The organism is Actinomycetospora rhizophila, assembly GCF_042657905.1.
In the GTDB taxonomy this organism is placed as follows: domain Bacteria; phylum Actinomycetota; class Actinomycetes; order Mycobacteriales; family Pseudonocardiaceae; genus Actinomycetospora; species Actinomycetospora rhizophila.
In genome coordinates this window covers 140555-162557 of the sequence record NZ_JBHSKG010000012.1, presented here as the reverse complement: position 1 = coordinate 162557, position 22003 = coordinate 140555, and the positions used below count along the sequence as shown (strand labels likewise).

General features: G+C 75.3%; 25 protein-coding genes. 14 read left to right on the top strand and 11 right to left on the bottom strand.

All coding sequences use genetic code 11. The features are described from left to right. Window positions 1-156: 156 nt before the first annotated feature. Window positions 157-1182 carry a sigma-70 family RNA polymerase sigma factor gene (locus ACFPK1_RS21570; RefSeq protein ID WP_378023002.1) on the top strand — a complete coding sequence of 342 codons (1026 nt, stop codon included), beginning with the start codon at window positions 157-159 and terminating at the stop codon, window positions 1180-1182. Here the strand turns inward: ACFPK1_RS21570 and ACFPK1_RS21565 are convergent. Beyond that, the gene (locus ACFPK1_RS21565) at window positions 1166-1600 is read right to left on the bottom strand and encodes a MarR family winged helix-turn-helix transcriptional regulator (protein WP_378023001.1); all 435 of its coding nucleotides are present in this window, start codon (window positions 1598-1600) and stop codon (window positions 1166-1168) included. The genes ACFPK1_RS21570 and ACFPK1_RS21565 overlap by 17 nt on opposite strands. Window positions 1601-1655: 55 nt before the next feature. Here ACFPK1_RS21565 and ACFPK1_RS21560 point away from each other — a divergent pair, with 55 nt between their 5' ends. Further along, window positions 1656-2933, top strand: a complete 1278-nt coding sequence (locus ACFPK1_RS21560; protein ID WP_378023000.1) for a cytochrome P450 family protein — start codon at window positions 1656-1658, stop codon at window positions 2931-2933. Here ACFPK1_RS21560 and ACFPK1_RS21555 read toward each other — a convergent pair. Then, window positions 2828-3721 (bottom strand): SMP-30/gluconolactonase/LRE family protein, encoded by an 894-nt coding sequence (locus ACFPK1_RS21555; RefSeq protein WP_378022999.1) that lies wholly within the window; start codon window positions 3719-3721, stop codon window positions 2828-2830. The two genes, ACFPK1_RS21560 and ACFPK1_RS21555, sit on opposite strands and share 106 nt — an antisense overlap. Before the next feature lie 88 nt (window positions 3722-3809). Here ACFPK1_RS21555 and ACFPK1_RS21550 point away from each other — a divergent pair, with 88 nt between their 5' ends. The 3 genes from ACFPK1_RS21550 to ACFPK1_RS21540 all read left to right on the top strand — a co-directional run bounded on the left by ACFPK1_RS21550 (window position 3810) and on the right by ACFPK1_RS21540 (window position 6099). Beyond that, on the top strand, window positions 3810-4658 hold the full coding sequence (locus ACFPK1_RS21550) for a hypothetical protein (RefSeq protein WP_378022998.1): 849 nt from the start codon (window positions 3810-3812) through the stop codon (window positions 4656-4658). Between the two features lie 94 nt (window positions 4659-4752). Then, window positions 4753-5772 carry an LLM class flavin-dependent oxidoreductase gene (locus ACFPK1_RS21545; RefSeq protein WP_378022997.1) on the top strand — a complete coding sequence of 340 codons (1020 nt, stop codon included), beginning with the start codon at window positions 4753-4755 and terminating at the stop codon, window positions 5770-5772. A gap of 39 nt (window positions 5773-5811) precedes the next feature. Then, window positions 5812-6099 (top strand): putative quinol monooxygenase, encoded by a 288-nt coding sequence (locus tag ACFPK1_RS21540; protein WP_378022996.1) that lies wholly within the window; start codon window positions 5812-5814, stop codon window positions 6097-6099. A gap of 3 nt (window positions 6100-6102) precedes the next feature. On the opposite strand, the gene ACFPK1_RS21535 is transcribed toward ACFPK1_RS21540, so the two are convergent. The 4 genes from ACFPK1_RS21535 to ychF form a co-directional block, all read right to left on the bottom strand. Beyond that, window positions 6103-6888 carry an alpha/beta fold hydrolase gene (locus ACFPK1_RS21535; protein WP_378022995.1) on the bottom strand — a complete coding sequence of 262 codons (786 nt, stop codon included), beginning with the start codon at window positions 6886-6888 and terminating at the stop codon, window positions 6103-6105. Between the two features lie 51 nt (window positions 6889-6939). Continuing rightward, complete coding sequence (locus ACFPK1_RS21530; protein WP_378022994.1) at window positions 6940-7797, bottom strand: SDR family oxidoreductase; 858 nt, start codon at window positions 7795-7797, stop codon at window positions 6940-6942. Between the two features lie 12 nt (window positions 7798-7809). Beyond that, complete coding sequence (locus ACFPK1_RS21525) at window positions 7810-8649, bottom strand: aldo/keto reductase (RefSeq protein ID WP_378022993.1); 840 nt, start codon at window positions 8647-8649, stop codon at window positions 7810-7812. A 154-nt stretch (window positions 8650-8803) separates the two neighbouring features. Continuing rightward, window positions 8804-9877 carry a redox-regulated ATPase YchF gene (gene ychF, locus ACFPK1_RS21520; protein ID WP_378022992.1) on the bottom strand — a complete coding sequence of 358 codons (1074 nt, stop codon included), beginning with the start codon at window positions 9875-9877 and terminating at the stop codon, window positions 8804-8806. 84 nt (window positions 9878-9961) lie between these two features. Between ychF and ACFPK1_RS21515 the strand changes: the two genes are divergently transcribed. From ACFPK1_RS21515 to ACFPK1_RS21505, 3 genes are all read left to right on the top strand, one after another. Beyond that, window positions 9962-10465 carry a methylated-DNA--[protein]-cysteine S-methyltransferase gene (locus ACFPK1_RS21515; RefSeq protein ID WP_378022991.1) on the top strand — a complete coding sequence of 168 codons (504 nt, stop codon included), beginning with the start codon at window positions 9962-9964 and terminating at the stop codon, window positions 10463-10465. An 83-nt stretch (window positions 10466-10548) separates the two neighbouring features. Beyond that, window positions 10549-11733: a DNA recombination protein RmuC gene (locus tag ACFPK1_RS21510; protein WP_378022990.1), complete on the top strand. Its 1185-nt coding sequence runs from the start codon at window positions 10549-10551 to the stop codon at window positions 11731-11733. An 87-nt stretch (window positions 11734-11820) separates the two neighbouring features. Further along, window positions 11821-12711: a DUF6542 domain-containing protein gene (locus ACFPK1_RS21505; RefSeq protein WP_378022989.1), complete on the top strand. Its 891-nt coding sequence runs from the start codon at window positions 11821-11823 to the stop codon at window positions 12709-12711. A 277-nt stretch (window positions 12712-12988) separates the two neighbouring features. Here ACFPK1_RS21505 and ACFPK1_RS21500 read toward each other — a convergent pair whose 3' ends face one another. The 4 genes from ACFPK1_RS21500 to ACFPK1_RS21485 all read right to left on the bottom strand — a co-directional run bounded on the left by ACFPK1_RS21500 (window position 12989) and on the right by ACFPK1_RS21485 (window position 16286). After that, a complete protein-coding gene (locus ACFPK1_RS21500; protein WP_378022988.1) occupies window positions 12989-13399 on the bottom strand; it encodes a hypothetical protein in 411 nt (136 codons plus the stop codon). 98 nt (window positions 13400-13497) lie between these two features. Beyond that, a complete protein-coding gene (locus tag ACFPK1_RS21495; protein ID WP_378022987.1) occupies window positions 13498-14187 on the bottom strand; it encodes a response regulator in 690 nt (229 codons plus the stop codon). Then, window positions 14184-15257 carry a sensor histidine kinase gene (locus ACFPK1_RS21490; protein ID WP_378022986.1) on the bottom strand — a complete coding sequence of 358 codons (1074 nt, stop codon included), beginning with the start codon at window positions 15255-15257 and terminating at the stop codon, window positions 14184-14186. The genes ACFPK1_RS21495 and ACFPK1_RS21490 overlap by 4 nt, the downstream gene beginning before the upstream one ends. A gap of 42 nt (window positions 15258-15299) precedes the next feature. After that, a complete protein-coding gene (locus tag ACFPK1_RS21485; protein ID WP_378022985.1) occupies window positions 15300-16286 on the bottom strand; it encodes a 4-hydroxy-3-methylbut-2-enyl diphosphate reductase in 987 nt (328 codons plus the stop codon). Window positions 16287-16384: 98 nt separating this feature from the next. Here ACFPK1_RS21485 and ACFPK1_RS21480 point away from each other — a divergent pair, with 98 nt between their 5' ends. From ACFPK1_RS21480 to ACFPK1_RS21465, 4 genes are all read left to right on the top strand, one after another. Continuing rightward, window positions 16385-16933, top strand: a complete 549-nt coding sequence (locus ACFPK1_RS21480) for a lipid droplet-associated protein (protein ID WP_378022984.1) — start codon at window positions 16385-16387, stop codon at window positions 16931-16933. A gap of 3 nt (window positions 16934-16936) precedes the next feature. Continuing rightward, the gene (xseA, locus tag ACFPK1_RS21475; RefSeq protein ID WP_378022983.1) at window positions 16937-18172 is read left to right on the top strand and encodes an exodeoxyribonuclease VII large subunit; all 1236 of its coding nucleotides are present in this window, start codon (window positions 16937-16939) and stop codon (window positions 18170-18172) included. An 84-nt stretch (window positions 18173-18256) separates the two neighbouring features. Further along, the gene (locus ACFPK1_RS21470; protein ID WP_378022982.1) at window positions 18257-18517 is read left to right on the top strand and encodes an exodeoxyribonuclease VII small subunit; all 261 of its coding nucleotides are present in this window, start codon (window positions 18257-18259) and stop codon (window positions 18515-18517) included. 19 nt (window positions 18518-18536) lie between these two features. Next, window positions 18537-19562 carry a hypothetical protein gene (locus ACFPK1_RS21465; protein WP_378022981.1) on the top strand — a complete coding sequence of 342 codons (1026 nt, stop codon included), beginning with the start codon at window positions 18537-18539 and terminating at the stop codon, window positions 19560-19562. Window positions 19563-19565: 3 nt separating this feature from the next. Here the strand turns inward: ACFPK1_RS21465 and ACFPK1_RS21460 are convergent, their stop codons facing one another. Continuing rightward, a complete protein-coding gene (locus tag ACFPK1_RS21460) occupies window positions 19566-20162 on the bottom strand; it encodes a DUF4245 domain-containing protein (RefSeq protein WP_378022980.1) in 597 nt (198 codons plus the stop codon). Window positions 20163-20317: 155 nt separating this feature from the next. On the opposite strand from ACFPK1_RS21460, the gene glpX reads away from it, so the two are divergent. Both glpX and ACFPK1_RS21450 read left to right on the top strand, forming a co-directional pair. After that, entirely contained in the window at window positions 20318-21379 is a 1062-nt protein-coding gene (gene glpX / locus ACFPK1_RS21455) for a class II fructose-bisphosphatase (protein ID WP_378022979.1), read from the top strand. A gap of 148 nt (window positions 21380-21527) precedes the next feature. Continuing rightward, complete coding sequence (locus tag ACFPK1_RS21450; RefSeq protein WP_378022978.1) at window positions 21528-21998, top strand: L,D-transpeptidase; 471 nt, start codon at window positions 21528-21530, stop codon at window positions 21996-21998. The last annotated feature ends 5 nt before the right edge of the window (window positions 21999-22003 follow it).

Here is a 22003-nt window from a genome sequence, read left to right as displayed (position 1 = left end):
CGAGTCAGCAGTCCCCGGATGACAGCACGCGGCGTCGAGCGGTGCGTCCGGGCGGGGCAGGGGCGTCGGCCGAGCGGTCCGGGACCGGTTGCGGCGGGTGACGCCGCGCCCGGCGGGGCTCGGCGATGTCGGCCCCGCGCGGCAGACTCCACCACCATGACGGCGTCCGTGGATCCGGATCTCGAGCGCGCGCGGGCCGGCGACGACGAGGCGTTCGCCCGGCTGGTCGCGCCGCTGCGCCGCGAGCTGCACGCCCACTGCTACCGCATGCTCGGCTCGGTCCACGACGCCGACGACGCGCTGCAGGACGCGCTGCTGCGGGCCTGGCGGGCGATCGACCGCTTCGAGGTCCGGCCGGACCGCCCCGGCGCGCTGCGGTCGTGGCTCCACACGGTGGCCACCCGCACCAGCCTCGACACCGCCGGGCGGCGGGGGCGGCGCGCCCTGCCGATGGACCTCGGCCCGTCGAGCGAGGTCGTCGGGGACGACCCGCCGCGCACCGAGATCGCCTGGCTCGGCCCCTACCCCGACGACCCGGACGCGACGGTGCAGGAGCGCGAGACCGTCGAGCTCGCCTTCGTCGCGGCCCTGCAGCACCTGGCGGGCAACCAGCGCGCCGCGCTGCTGCTCACGACGGTGCTGGGCTTCTCGGCCGCGGAGGTGGCCGAGATGATGGCGACGACGACGGCGTCGGTGAACAGCGCCGTGCAGCGCGCCCGCGCCACGCTGGCCGCCAAGGTCACCGGACCCAGCCAGCAGCGCACGCTGCGCGCGCTGTCCGACGCGCAGCTGCGCGCCACCGTCGCGCGCTACACCGCCGCGCTGGAGGCGGGTGACGCCGAGGCGCTGGTCGGCCTGCTCACCGCGGACGTCACGTGGGCGATGCCCCCGAACGCCGTCTGGTTCCGCGGGCTGCCGGCCGTCGGCGCGTTCCTGCACGCCGGGCCGCTGGTCACCCCGTGGCGCCACGTGCCCGCGCGCGCCAACGGCCAGCTCGCCGTCGGCTGCTACACGTGGGACGAGGACGCGCAGGTGTGGCGGGGCATGGTCCTCGACGTCCTGACGCTCGCCACCGACGGGCGGATCGCCGAGGTCACCGCGTTCATCGGCGCCGAGCACGTGGCCCGCGCCGGCCTGCCCGCGACGCTGCCGGCGGACACCCCGCTCACAGCTCCCGGATGAGCGCGTCGGTGCGCTCCTCCGCGGCGGCGAGGAACGCGCCCATGCGGTCGAGCTCGGCGGGGTCCGTGCCCGCCAGCAGGTCGGCCAGGCGCTCGTTGAGCGGCCCGTAGACCGCACCGATCCGCGCGAGCGACGCCGGGTCCGGCTCGACGAGCACGCGGCGGCGGTCGGCCGGGTCGGCGACCCGGTGGACGTGCCCGCCGGCGTGCAGGCGCTCGACCATCCGCGACGCCGAGCCGGTGGTCAGGTTCAGCCGCGCGGCCAGCGCTCCCGGCGTGGCCGGTCCGTGCTGCGCGAGCTCGTAGAGGCACTGCAGCTCGGTGGTCCCCACGCCGAGCTGCCCGGCGACGTGCCCGTTGAACTGCACGAGCCGCACGCTCCACGCCGCGAGCGCGGCCACGACCTCCGCGGGCTCCATCGTCACCTCCCCGATTTAGCTGCACAGTGCAGCGAATGTGTGTCACAGTCTCTGCATGACGCAGCAATCTTCGCACGGCACCTGCCCGTTCGCGGGCGGGACCCGCCGGCCGGACGAGCCCTACCCCGGCCGCGACGCGCTGCGCGCCGCCGGGCCGGTGGTCGTCACCGAGGCCCCGGCCGGCGGCCCGGTCGCCGTGGTGACCACCGCGGCGCTCGCCCGGGCGGTCCTCGGCGACCGGCGCATCGTCAAGGACACCGCCCTCGCCCCGCCGGACTGGGAGCCGCGGACCGCCGGCCTCGAGCCGACCGCCGCCGACGCCCTGTCGCTGACCACCGCCGAGGGCGGGGTCCACGCCGCGCTGCGCCGCGCGCACGCCCCGATGCTCTCGCCGCGCCGGATGCGCGCGCGGGCCGGCGCGATGCGCGACGCCGCCCGCGACCTGCTCACGGCACTGGGCGACGAGGCCGACCTCACCGCCGACTTCACCACCCGCTACCCGCTCACGGTCGTCGGCGACCTCCTGGGCCTGCCGCGCACCATGATCGACGACGCCGTCGACGCCTGCCGGCGGATGTTCGGCGACGAGGCCGACGCGGCGGCGGCGATGGGCGCCTTCGCCCGGCTCGGCGCCGCCGCGATGGAGCACGACGGCCTCGCCCGCGAGCTGCGCGGGCGCCTGCCGGCGTCCGTGACCGACGACCAGGTGCACTACCTGCTCTTCGCCCTGATCTTCGCGGGCCAGCTGACCACCGACATCGCGCTGGGCTTCCTGCTGGCGCGCGTGCTGGTCGAGGGCCCGCCGTCCGACACGGCGGCGCTCGTCGACGACGTCCTGCGCCGCGACCCGCCGGCACCGTTCACGCTGTGGCGCTTCACCACCGAGGAGGTCGAGCTCGCGGGCCTCGTGCTCGCGCCCCGCACCCCCGTCCTCGTCGACCTCGCCGGGCTGGCGGACGACCCCGGCGCCGGCCCGGGCAGCGGGCTCGCCTTCGGCGCCGGGCCGCACGTGTGCGCGGGCATCCACCTCGCGCGCACCGAGCTCGCCGCCGCCGTCGACGTCCTCGTCACCGACTTCCCGCACGCGCGTCTCGCGGTGCCCGCCGCCGACCTGCGCCGCGTCGACCCCGGCGGCGTCGAGGGCAGCCGGCTCGCCGCCCTTCCTGTCGAGGGCCTGCGGCCAGTGAGTGGAATGGGTCGCGATAGCGACCCATTCCACTCACGTGCCTACGGCATCCCCGCGTGCGGCACGTCGACCCGGGTGGCGAGCAGGACCGCCTCGCGCACCGGGCGGCGCTCGTGCTCGGCGAACGAGGGTGCCGCGCAGGCGTAGAGCGTCCGGCCGTCGTCGCCGCCGAGCATGCAGGCGTAGACGCCGAGGCCGCCGGTCGGGCGCTCCTCGAGGACCGTGCCGCCCTCGGCGACGCGCAGGACCCGCTGGTGCAGGGCGTCGGAGACCCAGATCGCCCCTTCGGCGTCGCCCCCCAGCCCGTCGGGCGCGACGGTGAGGCCGCCGAGGGCCTCGCCGACGTCGTCGGTGACCGGGGGCGGCGCGAACCGCGCCCAGTCGCGGCGCCGCGCGAGGCCGCCGTCCTCGGCGACGTCGAACGCGGTCAGGCGCGCGCCGAAGGTCTCGGCGACGACGAGGACGCGGTCGAACAGCACCATGCCGTTGGGGAAGAGCAGGTCGTCGGCGATGGTGCGCGGCGTGCCGTCGGGGGCGACGTGGGTCAGCGTCGTGCGGGCCAGCGGCGCGCCGCCCATGAGGTCGAAGCCGAAGTTGCCCACGTACGCACCGCCGGAGGCGTCGACGACCATGTCGTTGAGCATCGCGTCGACGAGCCCGGAGAGGTCGGCGTGCTCCACCAGCGACCCGTCGTGCTCGCGGCGCAGGATCTTCCGGTCGCGCATCGAGACGATCAGGAGGCGCCCGTCGGGCAGGAAGCCCAGCCCCGACGGCTGCTGGGGCACCTCGGCGATCACCTCGTGGCCGCCGCCGGGGTCGATCGCGACCACCCGCTCGGTGTAGAAGTCCGAGACCCAGAGCCGCCCCTCGTGCCACCGCGGGCACTCCAGGTAGGACCACCCGTCGGACACCACGTCGAAGTCCTGCTGCGCCACGGCACTCCTCCTCGAGCCCACGATGATCGGTGCACGATCAGGCGCCCGGGTGCGGCCGTCAAGGCCCCGGGAACGGGAGGATGGCGCGGTGGCGACGGCGGCGGAGCTCGCCCGGGCGAGGGTGGAGGCGGTCCGCGACGACCCGGCGGCCCGGCTCGCGCTGATGCACCGGCTCTACCGCGGTGAGGACGCCACCTTTCTGCCCTACCGCCGCGGCGCGGTCGCGTTCACGCGGTGGCAGGTGCGCCGCGGGCTCCTGCGCCCGCCGCACGGCCCGCGGGCGGGGAGCCCGTGGTGGCGCGCGGTGAACGAGCGGCTGCTGCGCGACGGGTGGGAGGCGCGCGCGCTCGACGACGGCCACGATCCCGCCGGCGGCACGGCGACCGCGCTCCCGACCCTGGAGTTCATCCGCCACCCGACGGCACCCCGGTGGTACCGCGCGCACAACGTCAGCATCGCCGCCGCCTTCCTGGAGCACCGCGACCTCGCCGAGCAGGAGAGCCGCACCGAGCGGTTCTTCATCAACCTCGTGCTGCTGCGGGTGCTCTACGCCCACGCGCTGGTGTCTGCGCCGCGCCTCGCCCTCGGTCGTCTCGCACCGATCGGGCCGCTGCTCGGCGATCCCCGGGTGCGGATGACCGGACTCTTCCTCGCGATCTCCCGGGTCCTGCCCGACACCTACCCCCTCGGCGACGACGTCGAGCGCCACGTCGCCGCCGAGAACCCGTGGGGGCGCCTGCTCGACGTCGGCGTGATCCAGCCGCGCCTGCGCGAGCTCTACGACTGGTCGGCGATCGAGCTCGGCGAGCCCGCGGTGCGCGACCTCCTCGCCGACGGCGTGCCCTGCTACGCGTGGCCGGTGGACGACCGGCGGCCGTGGCATCCGCCGCCCACGGCCCTGACCCGCGCGGCACGTCGCTGGATCCCGCCGCACTGAGCTGTCGAGTCCCGGGGCCGCGGAGTCGTCATGGACCCGGGCTGAGCTCACCGGGCGCCGGAATGCCGCCGCGCGCGCGGTCGTTGGTTGAAGCGTGAAGAAGATTGGGTTCCTCTCCTTCGGTCACTGGTCGCCGTCGTCGCAGTCGATGGTGCGCTCCGCCCAGGACGCCCTGCTGCAGTCGATCGACCTGGCCGTGGCCGCCGAGGAGGCGGGCGCCGACGGCGCGTACTTCCGCGTGCACCACTTCGCCCGCCAGCTCGCGTCGCCGTTCCCGCTGCTCGCGGCCGCCGCGGCGAGGACGAGCCGGATCGAGCTCGGCACCGGCGTGATCGACATGCGTTACGAGAACCCGCTCTACATGGCCGAGGACGCCGGCGCCGCCGATCTGATCTCCGGCGGGCGCCTGCAGCTGGGCATCAGCCGCGGCTCCCCCGAGCAGGTCATCGACGGCTACCGCTACTTCGGCCACGTGCCGCAGGACGGCTCCAGCGACGCCGAGATGGCGCGCAACCACACCCAGCTCTTCCTCGACGTGCTGAAGGGCGAGGGGTTCGCCCAGCCCAACCCCCGCCCGATGTTCGCCAACCCCCCCGGTCTCCTGCGCCTGGAGCCGTACGCGCCGGGGCTGCGTGAGCGCATCTGGTGGGGCGCCGGCAGCCGCGCCACCGCGGAGTGGACGGCCGAGCAGGGCATGAACCTCATGAGCTCGACGCTGCTCACCGAGGACACCGGCGTGCCGTTCCACCGCCTGCAGGCCGAGCAGATCCAGCGCTTCCGCGACGCCTGGGCGGCCGCCGGGCACGAGCGCGAGCCGCGCGTGTCGGTCAGCCGCAGCATCTTCCCGATCGTCAGCGACCTCGACCGCCAGCTCTTCTGGCGCGAGCGGCACTCGACCGACCAGGTCGGCCACCTCGACGGCGGCGACGCCCGCTTCGGCAAGACCTACGCGGGCGAGCCCGACAAGCTCGTCGCCGAGCTGGCCGAGGACGAGGCCATCGCGGCCGCGGACACGCTGCTGCTCACGGTGCCCAACCAGCTGGGCGTCGACTACAACGCCCACGTCGTCGAGAGCGTGCTCACCCACCTCGCCCCGGAGCTCGGCTGGCGCTGACCTCTGTAGGACTGTCGAGTCCTACCGTAGGATCAGGCGATGCTCATCATCGCGGGACACGTCCAGGTCGCCCCGGAGCGCCGCGACGCGCTGGTCGCCGAGTTCGCCGACCTCGTGCGGCGGGCGCGCGCGGCGCCGGGGTGCCTGGACGTGGCGATCACCGCCGACTCGGTCGACCCGGGGCGGATCAACAACTTCGAGCGCTGGGCGTCGCAGGACGACCTCGACCGCTGGCGCTCGGTCGCGCACGCTCCCGATCGGGGCGACGAGATGCTCGCGGTGCACGTCAGCCTCTTCGACGCCGCGGGCGAGCGCCCGCCGTTCTGACCGTCAGGGGCTCGCGGTGAACCCGAGGACCTCGGCGGTGAAGAGGTCGGTCCCGGTGTCCATGGCGACGTGCCCCTGACCCTGCATCACGACGACGCGGGAGTCCGGCAGGGCCGCGTCCACGGCCTCGGTGGCCCGCCGGAGCTCGGGCGTGCTCTCGCTCCCGGTGAGCAGCAGCGTCGGCACCGCCAGCTCACCGAAGCGCTCCGGGTCGAACCGGTACGCCGTGGCCGCCCGCAGCTCCCGCGGGATCGTGTGCGCCGTCGCCACCCGCGCCCGCCACACGGGCAGCGACCGCGAGGCCTCCACGACCTCCGGCGGCACGCCCGCGATCTCGCGGGCCATGGTCGCCACCACCTCGTCCCGGTCGCCCGCCGCCAGCAGGGCCTCGAGCCGCTCGATGATCTCGGCCCTCGCGGTCGCCCCACCGACCGGGGGCTCGTAGAGCACCAGGGCCCGGAGGTTCCGGGTGCGCAGGGCGGCCTCGAGCGCGCACAGCCCGCCGTGCGACTGCCCGAGCAGGACCACCGGCTCCCCCAGCGCGTCCACGACGGCGGCCACGTCCTCGAACTCCCGCTCGAGCGCGTAGTCCTCCGCGTCGCCGCTCCCGCCGCGTCCGCGGCGATCGACCGCGCAGACCGTGTGGTGCTGCTCGAACGCCGGCAGGACGGGCGCCCAGCGGCTGTGGTCGGCGGAGGTCCCGTGCACCAGCACCAGCGGCGGCCCCTCGCCGCTGCGCCACCAGGCGATCGGCGTGCCGTCCCGGGACGTGACCCTCTCCAGGCCCATGGCGACCCCCCGTCACTCGGGGTCGGTGTAGCAGAGAGCCACCGCCGCCTGCTAGGCCTCGCCGGCCGCGGCGAGGAGCTCGTCGAGGGACCGCGCGCGGTGCCCCGTGAGCCGCGGGACGTCGTCGGTGACGCCGTCGAGCTCGCCGGCGGCGATGGCGGTGTAGGTGCTCACCCACGCGTCGAGCTGCCAGTCCGGCGCCTGGCCCGCGCGCGACGCGTACGCCTCGTCGACGCCCTGGTCGTGGAAGGTGACCGGCCGGCCGGTGCGGCGGGCGATGACGGCGGCGGCCTCGTCGAGGGTGAGGGCCTCGGGGCCGGTGAGGCTGTAGGTCGCGCCGTCGTGTCCCTGCGGCGCGGCGAGGATCGCGGCGGCGGCCTCGGCGATGTCGTCCTGGGCGACGGCGGCGACCCGCCCGGTGCCCGCGGGGCCCCGGATGACGCCGTCGGCCTCGACGAGCTCGGGCAGGAAGTCGAGGTAGAAGTTGTCCCGCAGCACGACCGTGGTGAGCCCGCTCGCGCGCAGGTGCTCCTCGGTGGCCCAGTGGTCGCGGGCGAGGGTGAACGTGGCGTCGGGCGAGGCGCCGAAGAACGAGATGTAGACGAGCCGGTGCACCCCGGCGCCCGCGGCGGCGTCGATGAAGGTCCGGTGCTGCTCGACCCGGTCGGGGGTCTCGGAGCCGGAGACCATGAGGACGGTGTCGACGCCCTCGAGCGCGCTCGTGACCTGGTCGGGCCGGTCGTAGGCGCAGCGCACGGGGACGGCGCCGGCCAGTGCCGGCGCGCGGTCGGGGCTGCGGACGGCGAGACGCTGGGCGACGCCGCGCCCGGAGAGCAGGCGTGCGACCCGTCCGCCGAGCCGCCCCGTCGCTCCCGTGACGGCGATGCTCGGCGGTGCCTCGTCGGCCATCGGTGGGGACACCTACAGGATCTCCAGCCGGCGCTTCCGGACCGGCGGCGGGAACGCGGCGTCGAGCGCGGCCCGGTCGTCGTCGGTGAGTGCGACGTCGAGCGCGGCCCGGTTCTCGGCGATCCGCGCCGGGGTCGCGGTCTTCGGGATCGCGCTGACACCGGGGTGGTCGAGCACCCACGCGATGGCGATCTGGGCGGGCGTGGCATCGTGCCCGTCGGCGACCTCGCACAGCGCGGGCTCGTCGAGCAGTCGCCCCTGCTCGACGGGCGAGTAGGCCATCAGCGGGAGCCCGCGACGCTCGGCCCAGGGGAGCAGGTCCCACTCCGGTCCCCGCCGCACCAGGTTGTACAGGATCTGGTCGGTGGCCACCTGGTCGCCGCTCGGGACCTCGTCGAGCTCGGCCAGGTCGTCGACGTCCAGGTTGCTCACACCCCAGGCACGGATCTTTCCTGCGTCGCGCAGCTCGCCGAACGCCTCCACGGTCTCCGCCAGCGGGTACCGGCCCCGCCAGTGCAGCAGATAGAGGTCGATCCGGTCGGTGCGCAGCCGGCGCAGGGCCCGGTCGCAGGCCTCGACGGTGCCGTGGCGGGAGGCGTCCGACGGCAGCACCTTGTCCACGAGGAACGCCTCGTCGCGCCGCGCCGCCAGCGCCTCGCCGACCAGCTCCTCGGCGCCGCCGTCGGCGTACATCTCGGCGGTGTCGATCATCGTCAGCCCGGCGTCGAGTGCGGCGCGCAGCGAATCGATCTCGTCCCGGCGGCGGGTCGGTTGTTCGGCGTATCCCCAGGTCCCGACGCCGAGCACGGGCATCGCGGTGCCATCGGGGAGGGCGATGGTGGGGACGGTCATCGGTCGGTGGCCTCCGGCCCTGTGAGCACTTTCCGGTGCTACGGGACCCGAAGGTACTCACCAGGCCGCAGGCCCACCATCCCGAGACACGACGCCGACGGCGGGGGTGCTCCCGACCCGGCGAGCGTCACCGGCCCGTACTCGGCGTCATGCCTCAGACGTTGAAGCGGAACTCGACGACGTCGCCGTCGGCCATCACGTAGTCCTTGCCCTCCATGCGGACCTTGCCCGCGGTCTTCGCCGCGTTCATCGACCCCGCGGCGACGAGGTCGTCGTAGGAGACGATCTCGGCCTTGATGAAGCCCTTCTGGAAGTCCGTGTGGATCACGCCCGCGGCCTCCGGGGCCGTCGCGCCGATCCGGATCGTCCAGGCCCGCGACTCCTTGGGACCGGCGGTGAGGTAGGTCTGCAGGCCGAGGGTGCGGAACCCGGCGCGGGCCAGCGCGTCGAGACCCGGCTCGGGCTGCCCGATCGACTCGAGCAGCTCCTGGGCCGACTCGGCGTCGAGCTCGAGGAGCTCCTGCTCGACCTTCGCGTCCAGGAACACCGACTCGGCCGGCGCGACCAGCTCGGCGAGCTCCTTGCGCCGCGCGTCGTCGGTGAGCACCGGCTCGTCGGCGTTGAAGACGTAGAGGAACGGCTTGACGGTCATGAGGTTGAGCTCGCGCAGCCGCGGCGAGTCGAGCCCGGCCTGGAAGAGGGTGCGGCCCTCGTTGAGCACCGACTGCGCGTGCGTGATCTCGTCGACGGCGGCCTTGGTCTCCTTCTTGACCCGCGCCTCCTTCTCCAGGCGCGGGAGGGCCTTCTCGATCGTCTGCAGGTCGGCGAGGACGAGCTCGGTCGCGATCGTCTCGATGTCGGCGGCCGGGTCGACGTGGCCGTCGACGTGGACGACGTCGTCGTCGGCGAACACCCGCACGACCTGGCAGATCGCGTCGGCCTCGCGGATGTTGGCGAGGAACTTGTTGCCCAGCCCGGCGCCCTCGCTGGCGCCCGCGACGATGCCGGCGATGTCGACGAACGACACCGTCGCCGGCACGACCTTCTCCGACGAGAACATCTCGGCGAGCCGGTCGAGCCGGGGGTCGCGCAGCGGCACCACACCGACGTTCGGCTCGATGGTGGCGAACGGGTAGTTCGCAGCCAGGACGTCGTTGCGGGTCAGGGCGTTGAACATCGTCGACTTGCCCACGTTGGGGAGTCCGACGATGCCGAGGGTCAAGCTCACGGGATCCCAGTCTGCCAGCGAGGGATCCGGACGGGCCCCGGCGGCGTCCAACCAGGGTGACAGCGTTCTCACCTGGAGGTCCCCGTGTCCGCTCACGCCACCGTTCCGACCCTGCTCGGCCCCTTCACCGCGGTCGTCGACGACGACGGCGCCGTGCTCGCGTCCGGCTGGACCGCCGACCTCGACGGCCTGCTCGCCCTGGTCCACGTCGACATCCGGCCCGCCGATCCCGCGAGGCGCGCCGACCTGGGGGCGGTGACGGCGGCGGTGACGGCGTTCCACGCCGGCGACCCGGGCCCCGCGGCCGCGGTCCCGGTGCGCCAGATCAGCGGCCCGGCGATGACCGCGATCTGGGAGCGGCTGCGCGCCGTCCCGCCCGGCGTCCCGACGACCTACGGCGAGCTGGCCGCGGCCGCCGGGCACCCGCGGGGCCACCGGCTCGCGGCCCGGGCGTGCGTCCGCAACGCGGCCACGTTGTTCGTCCCGTGCCACCGCGTCGTGCGCCGGGGCGGCGGGCTCGGCGGCTACCGCTGGGGCCTCGAGATCAAGGACCGGCTGATCGCGATGGAGAAGTCCTGGGGCACGTAGCGCAGCGGAGCTGCCCCGCCAGAGGCGTATGACGGCTGCCCGAGGGATCACCGCTGTCGGGGGTGTGATCCATCCTGACGCCCATGACGGTGGACGGGGTGCTCGTCGGCCTCCTGCTGGGGCTCGTGCTGGGCGCGGTGGTCGGCGCGTGGGTCGCGCTGCGCCTGGCCCGCGCGTGGCGCGACGCCGCGGTGTCGGAGGCCGTCCGGCGGGCGAGCACCGAGGTGGCGGCGGCGCGGGCCGAGCTCGATGCCGAGCGGCGCGGGGCGCGCGACCGGGAGCGGGCCATCGTCCCGGCCGCCGCGGCCGCCTCCACCGACGCGCTCGACCGCGTGCTCGAGCCCGTGTCCTCGGCGCTCGGGCGCATGGAGCGCCAGATGGCGGGCGCCGAGCGCGAGCGGGAGGCGGCGTTCGCCTCGCTGCGCGAGCAGGTGGGGGCGGTCGCGGCGAGCGCCCAGGGCGTGGCCGGTGAGACGCGCGCGCTCGTCGGTGCGCTGCGCGCCCCGCACGTGCGGGGACGGTGGGGCGAGCTGCAGCTCGAACGCGTCGTCGACCTCGCGGGCATGGTCGAGCACTGCGACTTCACCCGCCAGGCCCACGCCCGCGGCGGCGACGACGACGGTGCGCTGCGGCCCGACCTCGTGGTGCACCTGGCGGGCGGCAAGCAGGTCGTCGTCGACGCGAAGGTCCCGTTCACGGCCTACCTGGAGTCCACCGAGGCGCGCGACGACACCGCCCGGCGCGAGCGGGTGGCGGCGCACGCCAAGCAGGTCCGCGCGCACGTCGACACCCTCGGCGCCAAGGCCTACTGGCGCCGCTTCGACCCGACGCCCGAGTTCGTCGTGATGTTCGTGCCCGGCGAGGTGTTCCTCTCCGCGGCGCTGGAGGCCGACCCGACGCTGCTCGAGCACGCGTTCGGCAGCGACGTCGTGATCGCCACCCCGACGACGCTGATGGCGCTGCTGCGCACCGTGGCCTACGCCTGGCGGCAGGAGGCGCTGGCGCGCAACGCCGCTGAGGTGCACGCGCTCGGGCGCGAGCTGCACGGGCGGATCGCGACGCTCTCGGGCCACCTCGCGCGGCTGGGCCGGTCCCTCGACGGCAGCGTGCGCTCGTTCAACGAGACGGTGAGCTCGCTGGAGTCGCGGGTGCTGGTCAGCGCGCGGCGGTTCACCGACCTGTCGGTGACCACCGCCGACCTCGAGAGCCCCGACCAGGTGGAACGCCGGCCCCGGGCGCCCGCCCCCGGGACGGGGGACGACGGCTGACGCCGTTCGGGTGGTCCACGTCACGGAGATCGCCGGAGCCGGTGGCGGCTGGGCGGCCGCCGATCAGCCGACCGCTAGCGTTGAGGGGTGACCAGTACACGGGATGACGCCGCGGGCACCGGGGCGGTCGGCCCCGGCGAACGCTCCGTCGTGCGGTCACTGCGCGGGCTGCGGTGGTGGGGGTCGCTGCTGCTCGCGGGGGTCCTGACCGGTGCCGGCCTGGCCATCGACATGCTGACCTCCGGCGAGCTCGGGGTCGTGTTCACCGCCTGCTTCGCCGGCGGCTGCATCCTCGCGACCGCGTGGGCCCGGCGCGACTCCCTGTTCGTCCCGCTCGTCCAGCCACCGCTGCTGCTGGCCGTGGGCGTGCCCGTGGTCGTCGCCGCCACCGGGTCGCTGCCCCGCTCGGGCGGGCTCGCCTCGACGCTGCTCGCCGTCGGCGGCCCGCTCGTCAACGCCTTCCCGACGCTGGCGGTCACCACCGCGATCTGTCTCGGGCTCGGGTTCGTGCGCTCGCGCGTCGAGCCCTGGCGCCGCGCGGACGACGACCTCGACCCCGACGCCCGCCCGGACCCCCGCGACCGGCCCTCACGGGAGCGGCCGCCCCGCGAGCGCGACCCCCGCGACCGGGACCCCCGCGACCGTCCGCCGAAGGACCGCGGTCCTCGCCCGCCCAAGGAGCGCGACCCGCGGGACCGGCCCCGGGACCGCGACCCTCGCGACCGGGACCCCCGCGATCGGGACCCCCGCGACCGCGATCCCCGTGACCGGGACCCCCGCGACCGGGACCCCCGCGACCGGGACCCCCGCGACCGGGACCCGCGCGACCGGGAGCGGCCGCGCCGGGTGCCCGTCGAGGCCCGGCCGGCGCGTGACGACCGCCGCCGCCCGGTGCGCCCGGACGACCCCGACGACGAGTTCGGGCCCGGCGTGCGCCGCGTGCCCCGTCGCGTCGACGGCCCCGACGGGCCGCGCTGACGCGGCTCGCGAGATCACGGGCACCGGGTGTCCGGCGCCGGCGCCGGCCGGGTGGATGAGGTGCTCGTGATCACGGGACATCCCGCGGGCGTCCCGAGCTTCCACCCGGCGCCGGAGATCACGAGCACTCGGTGCACGCCGCGGGCGCCGGCCGGGTCAACGAGGTGCTCCTGATCTCCGATCCGCGCCCCTCCCGACCGGCTCACCCAGTGATCAACGGGGACTTCGCGCGCCTAGAAGCAGCGAACAGCGCGTTCGCTGCGACAGACCCCGGGCCTCAGTGCGCGTACTCGTCACGGCGCCAGAGCATCGCGGCGAGCATGGTCAGGAACATCAGCACGTGGGCCGCGATCATCAGCGTCTCGCCGGAGATCACGCCGAGCCAGTAGGGCACGAGGCCGAGGACGAACGGCGCGCACATGGCCGCCGACATCTCCGTGATCTGACGGGCGGTGTGCCGGCGGATCGCCATCCACAGCGCCATGCCGATGGTCATGTCCGCGGCCATGACCAGGGCGCCGACGTCCGGGCGGGCGGTCCAGGCGTCGGGCCAGAGCGGGGCGAGCAGCATCATGCCGACGACCATCGCGGCGACCATCTCGAGGTAGTGGCCGGCGAAGCGCAGGGCGCGGCGGCGCAGCGGGCGCGGGGTGGCGGCGGGAGCGGTGAGGGTGGGCTGGGCGGTCATGGCGGGTCCTTCCCCGAGGCCTGGCTGGCGACGGGGACGAGCATCGCGAGGGACGCACCCGCGCTGACGTGCCGAAGGTCATGACGCGGGGTCATGACCTACAGCAGGTCGAGCGCCCGGGCCCGCAGGGCGGCCTGCGTGCGGTCGCGGGCGCCGAGCTTGCCCAGCACGTTGGTCACGTGGTTCTTCACCGTGCCCTCGGCGAGGTGCAGCGTCCCCGCGATCTCGCGGTTGCTGCGGCCGTCGGCGAGCAGGCGCAGCACGTCGACCTCGCGCTCGGACAGCGGGACGACGAGGGGCTGCGGGCGCGGCGCCGACTCGTCGGCGGGCAGGCGCGCGACGCGGGCGACCACCTTCGCGGCCACCGACGGGTCGAGCACCGAGCCCCCCGCGGCCGCGGTCAGCACGGCCTCGACGAGGCGGGCGGACGGGACGTCCTTGAGCAGGTAGCCGACGGCCCCGGCGCGCAGCGCGGCGAAGACGTCCTCGTCGTCGTCGAACGTGGTCAGCGCGATGACCCGGACCTCGGGGTGCTCGACGTGCAGGCGCCGCGTCGCCCCGACCCCGTCGAGCACGGGCATCCGCAGGTCCATGAGCACGACCTCGGGCGCGAGCTCGGCGACCCGGCGCAGCGCCTCCTCGCCGTCGCCGGCCTCGCCGACCACGACGACGTCGTCGCGCACCCCGAGCAGCGTTGCGAGGGCCTCGCGGAACAGGGCCTGGTCGTCGACGAGGAGCACGCGGACGGGAGACGCCGCGGAGCGGAGCTCGACCCGGGACGGCGTCACGCCGGCACCTCCACCCGCAGCGCGCAGCCGCCGTCGGCGCCGGGGCCCAGCGAGAGGCTCCCGCCCAGCTCCTCCGCGCGCTCGCGCAGGCCGAGCAGCCCGACGCCGCCCCCGGCGTCACCCGCGAGCGAGCCCCGCCCGTCGTCGCGGACCTCCACCCGCACCGCGCCGCTCGCGTAGTCGAGCACGACCTCGGCGCGGCTGGCCCCGGCGTGCTTGCGCACGTTGGTCAGGCCCTCCTGGGCGGTGCGGAACAGCGCCTCGCGGGCGGCCGCGGCCAGCGGGCGCTCGTCGCCCTCGACGGTCAGGCGGGTCGGCACCCCGGCCGCCGAGCTCTCCGCTGCGAGGTCCTGCAGCGCGGCGGCCAGCGGCGGGGTCTCCCGCGGCTCGCGCAGCGTCCCGACCGAGCGCCGGACCTCGGCGAGCGCCTCGCGCGACTGGTCCTGGGCCTTGGCGAGGACCCCGTCGACGTCCCCCGACCCGCGCTCCACGAGCGCGCGCGCCGCCTGCAGCTGCATCTGGATGACGGTCAGCGAGTGCCCGAGGCCGTCGTGGATGTCGCGGGCGACCCGGTTGCGCTCCTGCGCCGCGGCCAGGCGCTCGACCTGCTGCTGCGCGGCCGTGAGCTCGCGGCGCATCGCCTGCTCGCGGCGCAGCAGCTCGGTGACGACGGCCGCGAACACCACCGCGACCAGCGTCCCGAGGCCCTCGCGCAGGCCGTCGACCAGCGGCATCCCGGTGTGCACCATCGGCACCATCGCGATGACGACGACGGTGACGGGCAGCGGCAGCAGCAGGACGCACTGGCTGACCAGCACGACGAGGAACAGCGTCGCGCCGACCCCGGGCGCGAGCGCGAACACGACCGACGCGAGCACCAGCCCGACGACGATGTGGATCGCCGACCAGAGCCGACGGCCGCGGCCCTGCACCCAGCGGAACCCGAGCGTCGCCAGCAGCGCGAACGCCACGCCGAGAGGGAGGACGGCCACCGGGTCGCCGCCGCCGATCACCCCGAGCACCAGGGTGAGCAGCGCTCCCCCGGTGAGCAGGGTCAGGGCCAGGAACACGGAAACACTCTCGTGCGCCCGCGTCCCGACTTCAACGGTTGCTCAGCGCACCGCCTGCGGCTTCATGTCGCGCTTGAGCTCGCGGGGCAGCGAGAAGGTCAGCTTCTCGTTGGCGGTGGTGATCTCCTCGACGTCGGCCCAGCCGCGCTCGGCGAGCCAGTGCAGGACGTCGCCGACGAGGATCTCGGGCACCGAGGCGCCGCTGGTGACGCCGACGGTGCGCACGCCGGACAGCCACGCCTCGTCGATCTCGCCGGCGTGGTCGACCAGGTGCGAGTCCTTCGCGCCGGCCTGCAGCGCGACCTCGACCAGGCGCACCGAGTTCGAGGAGTTGCGCGACCCGACGACGAGCACGAGGTCGCACTGGGGCGCCATCTGCTTCACCGCGACCTGGCGGTTCTGCGTGGCGTAGCAGATGTCGTCCGAGGGCGGGTCGGCCAGCGACGGGAAGCGCTCGCGCAGGGCGCGCACGGTCTCGAGGGTCTCGTCGACCGACAGCGTCGTCTGCGAGAGCCAGATGACCTTCTCCGGGTCGCGGACGGTGACGTGCTCGACGGCGGCGGGGCCGTCGACGAGCTGCACGTGGTCGGGCGCCTCGCCGGCGGTGCCCTCGACCTCCTCGTGGCCCTCGTGGCCGATCAGCAGGATGTCGTAGTCGTCGCGGGCGAAGCGCTTGGCCTCCTGGTGCACCTTCGTCACCAGGGGGCAGGTGGCGTCGACGGTGCGCAGCTCGCGCGCCGCGGCCTCGGCGTGCACGGCCGGGGAGACGCCGTGGGCGGAGAAGACGACCGTGGCGCCCTCGGGCACCTGGTCGGTCTCGTCGACGAACACCGCGCCGCGTGCGGCGAGCGTGTTCACGACGTGCCGGTTGTGCACGATCTCCTTGCGGACGTACACCGGCGCGCCGTACGTCTCGAGCGCCTTCTCCACGGCCACCACGGCACGGTCGACGCCGGCGCAGTAGCCACGGGGCTTCGCGAGCAGCACGCGCTGGGCGCCGTCCTGCTCGCCGGGGTGCTCAGTGGACATGTCCCCAGCCTACGGGCGACGAGCGTCACGCCCCGGGTGTCAGCCGCCCGGTCGTGGCCGTCCACACATCGACGCGCTGCGGCTGGCACCCTGTGACCATGAGTTCGCTCCCGTTCCCGGTGCGGGTCGCCGCCGGTCTGGTCGTCACCGCCGTGGAGGAGGCCCGGGACCTCCCCCGCACCGTCGCCGGTCTCCCCATCACCGCCGTCAGCCGCGTGCTGCAGCTGTCGATGCGGGCGCAGCAGGTCGTCACCGAGCTGGCGATCAAGGGCGACGGGGCGCTCGACGGGATGCGCCCGGTAGAGGAGGCGCCCTCGTGGGCGCGCTTCGACGACGACCTGCCGACGCTGCCCACCGCGCGGCCGGGCGCCTGGGACCGTCCCGACCTGGACGACACGTCGCTGGAGTACACCGAGCTCGCCGACACGCCCCGCGTGAACGGCCACGCCTCGCGGAGCACGGCGACGACGTCCCCCGACGCGCTGCCCGGCTACGAGTCGATGACGATCGCCCAGCTCCGCGGCAAGCTGCGCTCGCTGACGGTCGAGGAGGTGGCCGAGCTCCTCGCGTTCGAGGAGTCCCACGCCGGCCGGCCGCCGTTCGTCACGATGCTGTCCAACCGGATCGCGACCCTCAACGCGCAGTAAGCGGTGACGACACCACCGCCCACCAGCGCCGAGGAGCCCTGGCCGGTCCGCACGGTCGCCCGCAAGATCCAGGCCTGGATCGACCGGCTCGGCGCGGTGTGGGTGGAGGGCCAGCTGACGCAGGTCACCGCGCGTCCCGGCTCCCAGACGGCGTTCCTCGTCCTGCGCGACCCCGCCGCCGACGTCTCGCTGGGTCTCACCGCTCCGACCTCGATGGTGCGCGGCACGGTGCCGCCGCTGGCCGAGGGCGCGCGGGTGGTGGTGCACGGCAAGCCGTCGTACTTCTTCGGCCGCGGGACGCTGTCGCTGCGCGTCGACGAGATCCGCCCGGTGGGGGTCGGCGAGCTGCTCGCGCGCATCGAGCGGCTGCGCGCGCTGCTGGGCGCCGAGGGCCTCTTCGACCCCGGCCGCAAGCGCCGCCCGCCCCGGCTGCCGCGCTGCGTCGGGCTGATCACCTCCCGGGCGAGCGCCGCCGAGCACGACGTCGTCACCGTCGCCACCGGGCGCTGGCCCGCCGTGCGCTTCCGGACCGTGAACACCCCGACCCAGGGCACGCAGGCGGTGCCCGAGATCCTCGACGCCCTCGGGGTGCTCGACCGCGACCCGGACGTCGACGTGATCGTGCTGGCCCGCGGCGGCGGCAGTGTCGAGGACCTGCTGCCGTTCTCCGACGAGGCGCTCTGCCGGGGGGTGGCGGCGTGCCGGACGCCGGTGGTCTCGGCGATCGGCCACGAGCCCGACACCCCGCTGGTCGACCACGTCGCCGACGTCCGCGCCGCCACCCCGACCGACGCCGCCAAGCGGATCGTCCCCGACCTCGCCGAGGAGACGGCCCACCTCGCCGCCCTGCGCCGCCGCGCGCACCGCGCGCTGCACGCCTGGGTGGAGCGCGAGGACGCCCGGCTCGCCGCGCTGCGCCGCCGCCCGGTGCTCGCCGACCCGCTCGGCCCGATCACCTCACGCGAGGACGCCGTGGCCGGGCGGCGCGCCCGCGCCCGCCAGGTGCTCGAGGCCGCGCTCGTCGCCCGCGAGGCCGACATCCGCCACCTGCGCGCGTCGCTCACCGCGCTCGGACCGGCGGCGACGCTGGCCCGGGGCTACGCGATCGTGCAGCACGGCGACGCGGTGGACGCGCCGGTCCTGCGCTCCGCGGCCACCCCGGCGCCCGGCGACGCCCTGCGCGTGCGCCTCGCCGACGGCGCCGTCCACGCCGCCGTCACGGATCGTGACGGCGACTGAGGTCCGGAGATGTCAGCGGCGTGGCGCTGCGGACACTCAACGTCTGCAGCGCCACGCCGCTGACACGAGGGGGAGGATGCGCGCATGACGGAGAGCGACGAGCCGGGGTACGAGGAGGCGCGCGCGGAGCTCGAGAAGGTCGTCGGGCGCCTGGAGGCCGGCGGCCTGAGCCTCGAGGACTCGCTCGCGCTGTGGGAGCGCGGCGAGACGCTCGCGCGGCTCTGCGAGCGCCACCTGGCCGGGGCCCGCGAGCGCGTCGAGGCGGTGCTGCAGGAGGCCGACCACGAGGCGGGCGGAGACGCGGAGGCGACACCCGGGCGAGGGACACCCGCGACCGGGGCCTGATGCCGCAGACTCGACGGTCATGAGCAGCCCGTTCGGAGCCGGGGGCGGCGACGTCGACCGCGCGGTCACCGGCGCGCACGCCGACTACCACCGCGAGATCCAGCAGCACGCCGAGCCGGACGGCCTGGTCGACGACGTCGTCACCTACCGCATGCTCGCGCCGCACCTCATGCGCACGCTGCTGTTCCTCGTGACGCCGACCGTGCTGCTCCTGCTCAAGGTCGTCCTCGACTACCTCGCGTCGATGTCGACACCCGACGACCTCACCGACGTCGTGTCGTCGCTGCTCGGACTGCTCGTCGTCGTGCTCTACCTCGCCGGGATCGCGTCGTTCTTCGCGCCGGCCAAGGAACCGATCGCCGAGCACTCCCGGCTCCTGGAGAACCGCGGCGACGCCGCGACGAGCGCCTTCGAGTACGTGCGCGCCGCCGCCGAGGCCCGCCAGAGCCCCGCCGAGGTGCGGCCCTCGACCGTGGCGGGCGTGCCGGTGCTGCTGTTCAGCCAGTACAGCGAGCGGGCGATGCTGCTGGTCCAGCCCTACGGGCGCGACCTCTACGTCGGCTGGACGATGTGGCGCTCGCGCTCCACCGCCACGCTGCTCGTGCACTTCCTGCGCGACACCTTCGGCCGCTTCGCCCCGGCGCCGCGCTTCTCCGCCGAGCTGCGCGCCGCGGCCACGCGCGCGTTGCGCGAGAGCGTGCACTCGCTCTCGCGGGAGGGGGTCGCCGCGGCCACGCATCTCACGGCCACCCCCACCCCCGCGCCCCCGCCCCACCCCTCGGCACCGCCGCCCCCGCCGCCGGCCGAGACATGGCGCCCCGAGGCCCGCGACCACCACGACCACCGCGATGCACCGGAGCAGCCCGGCGCCCTCCCGACGTCCGGCCCGCACCGCGGCCCGACCGGCACCGACACCGGCGGCTGGACCGCGCCGCGCCCTGACGACAGGCGCGACGACGAGGACGAGCGCGTCGCGGTGCGCCGGGAGAAGCCGCGCGGCCGGGACGACGACGGCTGGGGGCCGCCGCCGCGCGACCGGTGGTGAGCGCTACCGCGCCACGAACGGCGCCGCGAGGGCGGCCTCGGCGAGCTGGGTCAGGCGTTCGGGCGACGCGCTGCCGGTGACGAGCAGGCGCACGCCGTCGACGTCGGTCACCCAGATCGGCTCGTCGCGCCGCCCGGAGTGCGTCACCCAGGTCCGGCCGCCGGCCGTCACGGTGCCGGTGGCCGTGGGGTCGCCCGCCTCGGAGACGACGGCGGCGGCCTCGTCGGCGTCGGTCTGCACGAGGCGCGCGAACTCGTCGTCGGGCGTCACCCACCCGACGCGGGCGGCGCGCGGGGCCGCGGGACCGGTGCCGACCACCACGACGTCGGACGACTGCGGGATCCAGTCCGGCGGCAGCGACGGCACGCGCAGCGGGAAGGCCAGGGTCGGCGCGTCGCGGCGCAGCTCGGCGGCCGGGTCGATGCGGGGCACGGCGTCGCGGTCGACCTCGGGGGCGCCGGGCGCGAACGAGCAGGCCCGCAGCATGCCCGCCAGCAGCAGCACCCCGACGCCGATCACCACGAAGGCACGCAGCAGGGCGGCCGGGCCGCGCTGCGGCTCGGGATCATGGGCGCCGGGACCGGGCGAGGGGGAGGCCACGGCGCCATCCTCGCAACGCACGCGTCGTTCGGCCCGCGAGGTCCGCATGTGAGGCGAATCCGGACAGCCGCCCCACGGGCCGGATTCTGCGAGGATGGGCGGCCCGCCCGACCCGGGCCGTCCCGCCACAGTCCCGCCCCACGGAGGTGCACCCGGTGAGCTCGCAGGAACACGTCCGGACCGAGCGGCCCGACCGCAACCTCGCGCTCGAGCTGGTCCGGGTCACCGAGGCCGCCGCCATGGCCGCCGGCCGCTTCGTCGGCCGCGGCGACAAGAACGGCGGCGACGGCGCCGCGGTCGACGCGATGCGCAAGCTCATCGGCTCGGTGTCGATGCGGGGCACGGTCGTCATCGGGGAGGGCGAGAAGGACGAGGCCCCGATGCTGTTCAACGGCGAGGAGGTCGGCAACGGCGACGGCCCCGAGGTCGACGTCGCGGTCGACCCCGTCGACGGCACGACGCTGATGGCCAAGGGCATGCCCAACGCGCTGGCCGTGCTCGCGGTCGCCGAGCGCGGCGCCATGTTCGACCCGTCCGCGGTGTTCTACATGCAGAAGCTGGCCGTGGGCCCCGACTGCGCCGACGTCGTCGACATCGACGCGCCCGTCCGCGACAACCTGCGCGCCATCGCCCGCGCCAAGAGCATCAACGTCGCCGACGTGTCGGTGGTCGTGCTCGACCGCCCGCGCCACGAGCAGCTCGTCCAGGACATCCGCGACGCCGGCGCCCGCATCCGCTTCATCTCCGACGGCGACGTCGCCGGCGCGATCGCCGCGGCGCGCCCCGAGAGCGGCGTCGACATCCTGCTCGGCATCGGCGGCACCCCGGAGGGGATCATCACCGCGGCCGCGCTGGCCTGCATGGGCGGCGAGCTGCAGGCCAAGCTCTGGCCCAAGGACGACGCCGAGCGCGAGAAGGCCCTGGCCGCGGGCCACGACCTCGACCGCGTGCTGCGCACCGGCGACCTCGTGCGCGGCGAGGACATCTTCTTCTGCGCCACCGGCGTCACCAACGGCGACCTGCTGCGCGGCGTGCACTACCGCGCGGGCGGCGCGTCCACCCAGTCGATCGTCATGCGCTCCAAGTCCGGCACCGTCCGGATGATCGACGCCTGGCACCGGCTGCGGAAGCTGCGCGAGTACTCCGCGATCGACCTCGGCGTGGACGACGAGCACCTCGACGGCCCGGCCTGGGGCCCGGACCACTCGACGCTGTGAGGACGGGACGCCCGACCGGCGCGTCGCTCGGTCGGGCTACCACACTCCTGGGATGATCCCGCGTCACTCGGGGTAATCCGATGTGACCAGATCTTCCTCGGAGGTCCTCGTGTCGTCCCACGCGCGTCGGTGCACCCCGCTCGCCCTCGTGACCGTGCTCCTCAGCGCGCTCGCCGCGCTCCTCGTCGGCGCCGGCAGCGCCGGAGCCGCGCCCGCGTCGATCCCGGCGCCGGCCGCCGCACCCGCTCCCGCGCTGGCGCTCACCGCCGGGACGCCGTGCGCCGCGTCCGCCGACGCCTGTGTCGACCTGTCGTCGCAGCAGGCCTGGCTCACCGACGGGCAGGGCAACGTCACCTACGGGCCCGTCGGCGCCCTGGGCGGCACGCGCAAGTACCCGACGCCCACCGGCACGTTCTCGGTGGACTACAAGGACGCCGACCACGTCAGCAACCTCTACGACGCCGACATGCCGTACTCGGTGTTCTTCGCGCCGGCGATCGCGTTCCACACCGGCAGCCTCTCGGAGCGCTCGCACGGCTGCATCCACCTCGGCAAGACGGCCTCGAAGCGCTTCTTCGCGAACCTCTCGCCGGGCGACACCGTGCAGGTCGTCTCCTGAGTCCG

What these genes read in the sequence shown, in the direction of transcription:
- ACFPK1_RS21570 (WP_378023002.1), top strand. Translation starts at nt 157, where the DNA reads ATGACGGCGTCCGTGGATCCGGATCTCGAGCGCGCGCGGGCCGGCGAC.
- ACFPK1_RS21510 (WP_378022990.1), top strand. Translation starts at nt 10,549, where the DNA reads ATGACGGTGGACGGGGTGCTCGTCGGCCTCCTGCTGGGGCTCGTGCTG.
- ACFPK1_RS21470 (WP_378022982.1), top strand. Translation starts at nt 18,257, where the DNA reads ATGACGGAGAGCGACGAGCCGGGGTACGAGGAGGCGCGCGCGGAGCTC.
- ACFPK1_RS21480 (WP_378022984.1), top strand. Translation starts at nt 16,385, where the DNA reads ATGAGTTCGCTCCCGTTCCCGGTGCGGGTCGCCGCCGGTCTGGTCGTC.
- ACFPK1_RS21535 (WP_378022995.1), bottom strand. Translation starts at nt 6,888, where the DNA reads ATGGGCCTGGAGAGGGTCACGTCCCGGGACGGCACGCCGATCGCCTGG.
- ACFPK1_RS21565 (WP_378023001.1), bottom strand. Translation starts at nt 1,600, where the DNA reads ATGGAGCCCGCGGAGGTCGTGGCCGCGCTCGCGGCGTGGAGCGTGCGG.
- ACFPK1_RS21540 (WP_378022996.1), top strand. Translation starts at nt 5,812, where the DNA reads ATGCTCATCATCGCGGGACACGTCCAGGTCGCCCCGGAGCGCCGCGAC.
- ACFPK1_RS21485 (WP_378022985.1), bottom strand. Translation starts at nt 16,286, where the DNA reads ATGTCCACTGAGCACCCCGGCGAGCAGGACGGCGCCCAGCGCGTGCTG.
- ACFPK1_RS21560 (WP_378023000.1), top strand. Translation starts at nt 1,656, where the DNA reads ATGACGCAGCAATCTTCGCACGGCACCTGCCCGTTCGCGGGCGGGACC.
- ACFPK1_RS21525 (WP_378022993.1), bottom strand. Translation starts at nt 8,649, where the DNA reads ATGACCGTCCCCACCATCGCCCTCCCCGATGGCACCGCGATGCCCGTG.
- ACFPK1_RS21465 (WP_378022981.1), top strand. Translation starts at nt 18,537, where the DNA reads ATGAGCAGCCCGTTCGGAGCCGGGGGCGGCGACGTCGACCGCGCGGTC.
- ACFPK1_RS21500 (WP_378022988.1), bottom strand. Translation starts at nt 13,399, where the DNA reads ATGACCGCCCAGCCCACCCTCACCGCTCCCGCCGCCACCCCGCGCCCG.
- ACFPK1_RS21530 (WP_378022994.1), bottom strand. Translation starts at nt 7,797, where the DNA reads ATGGCCGACGAGGCACCGCCGAGCATCGCCGTCACGGGAGCGACGGGG.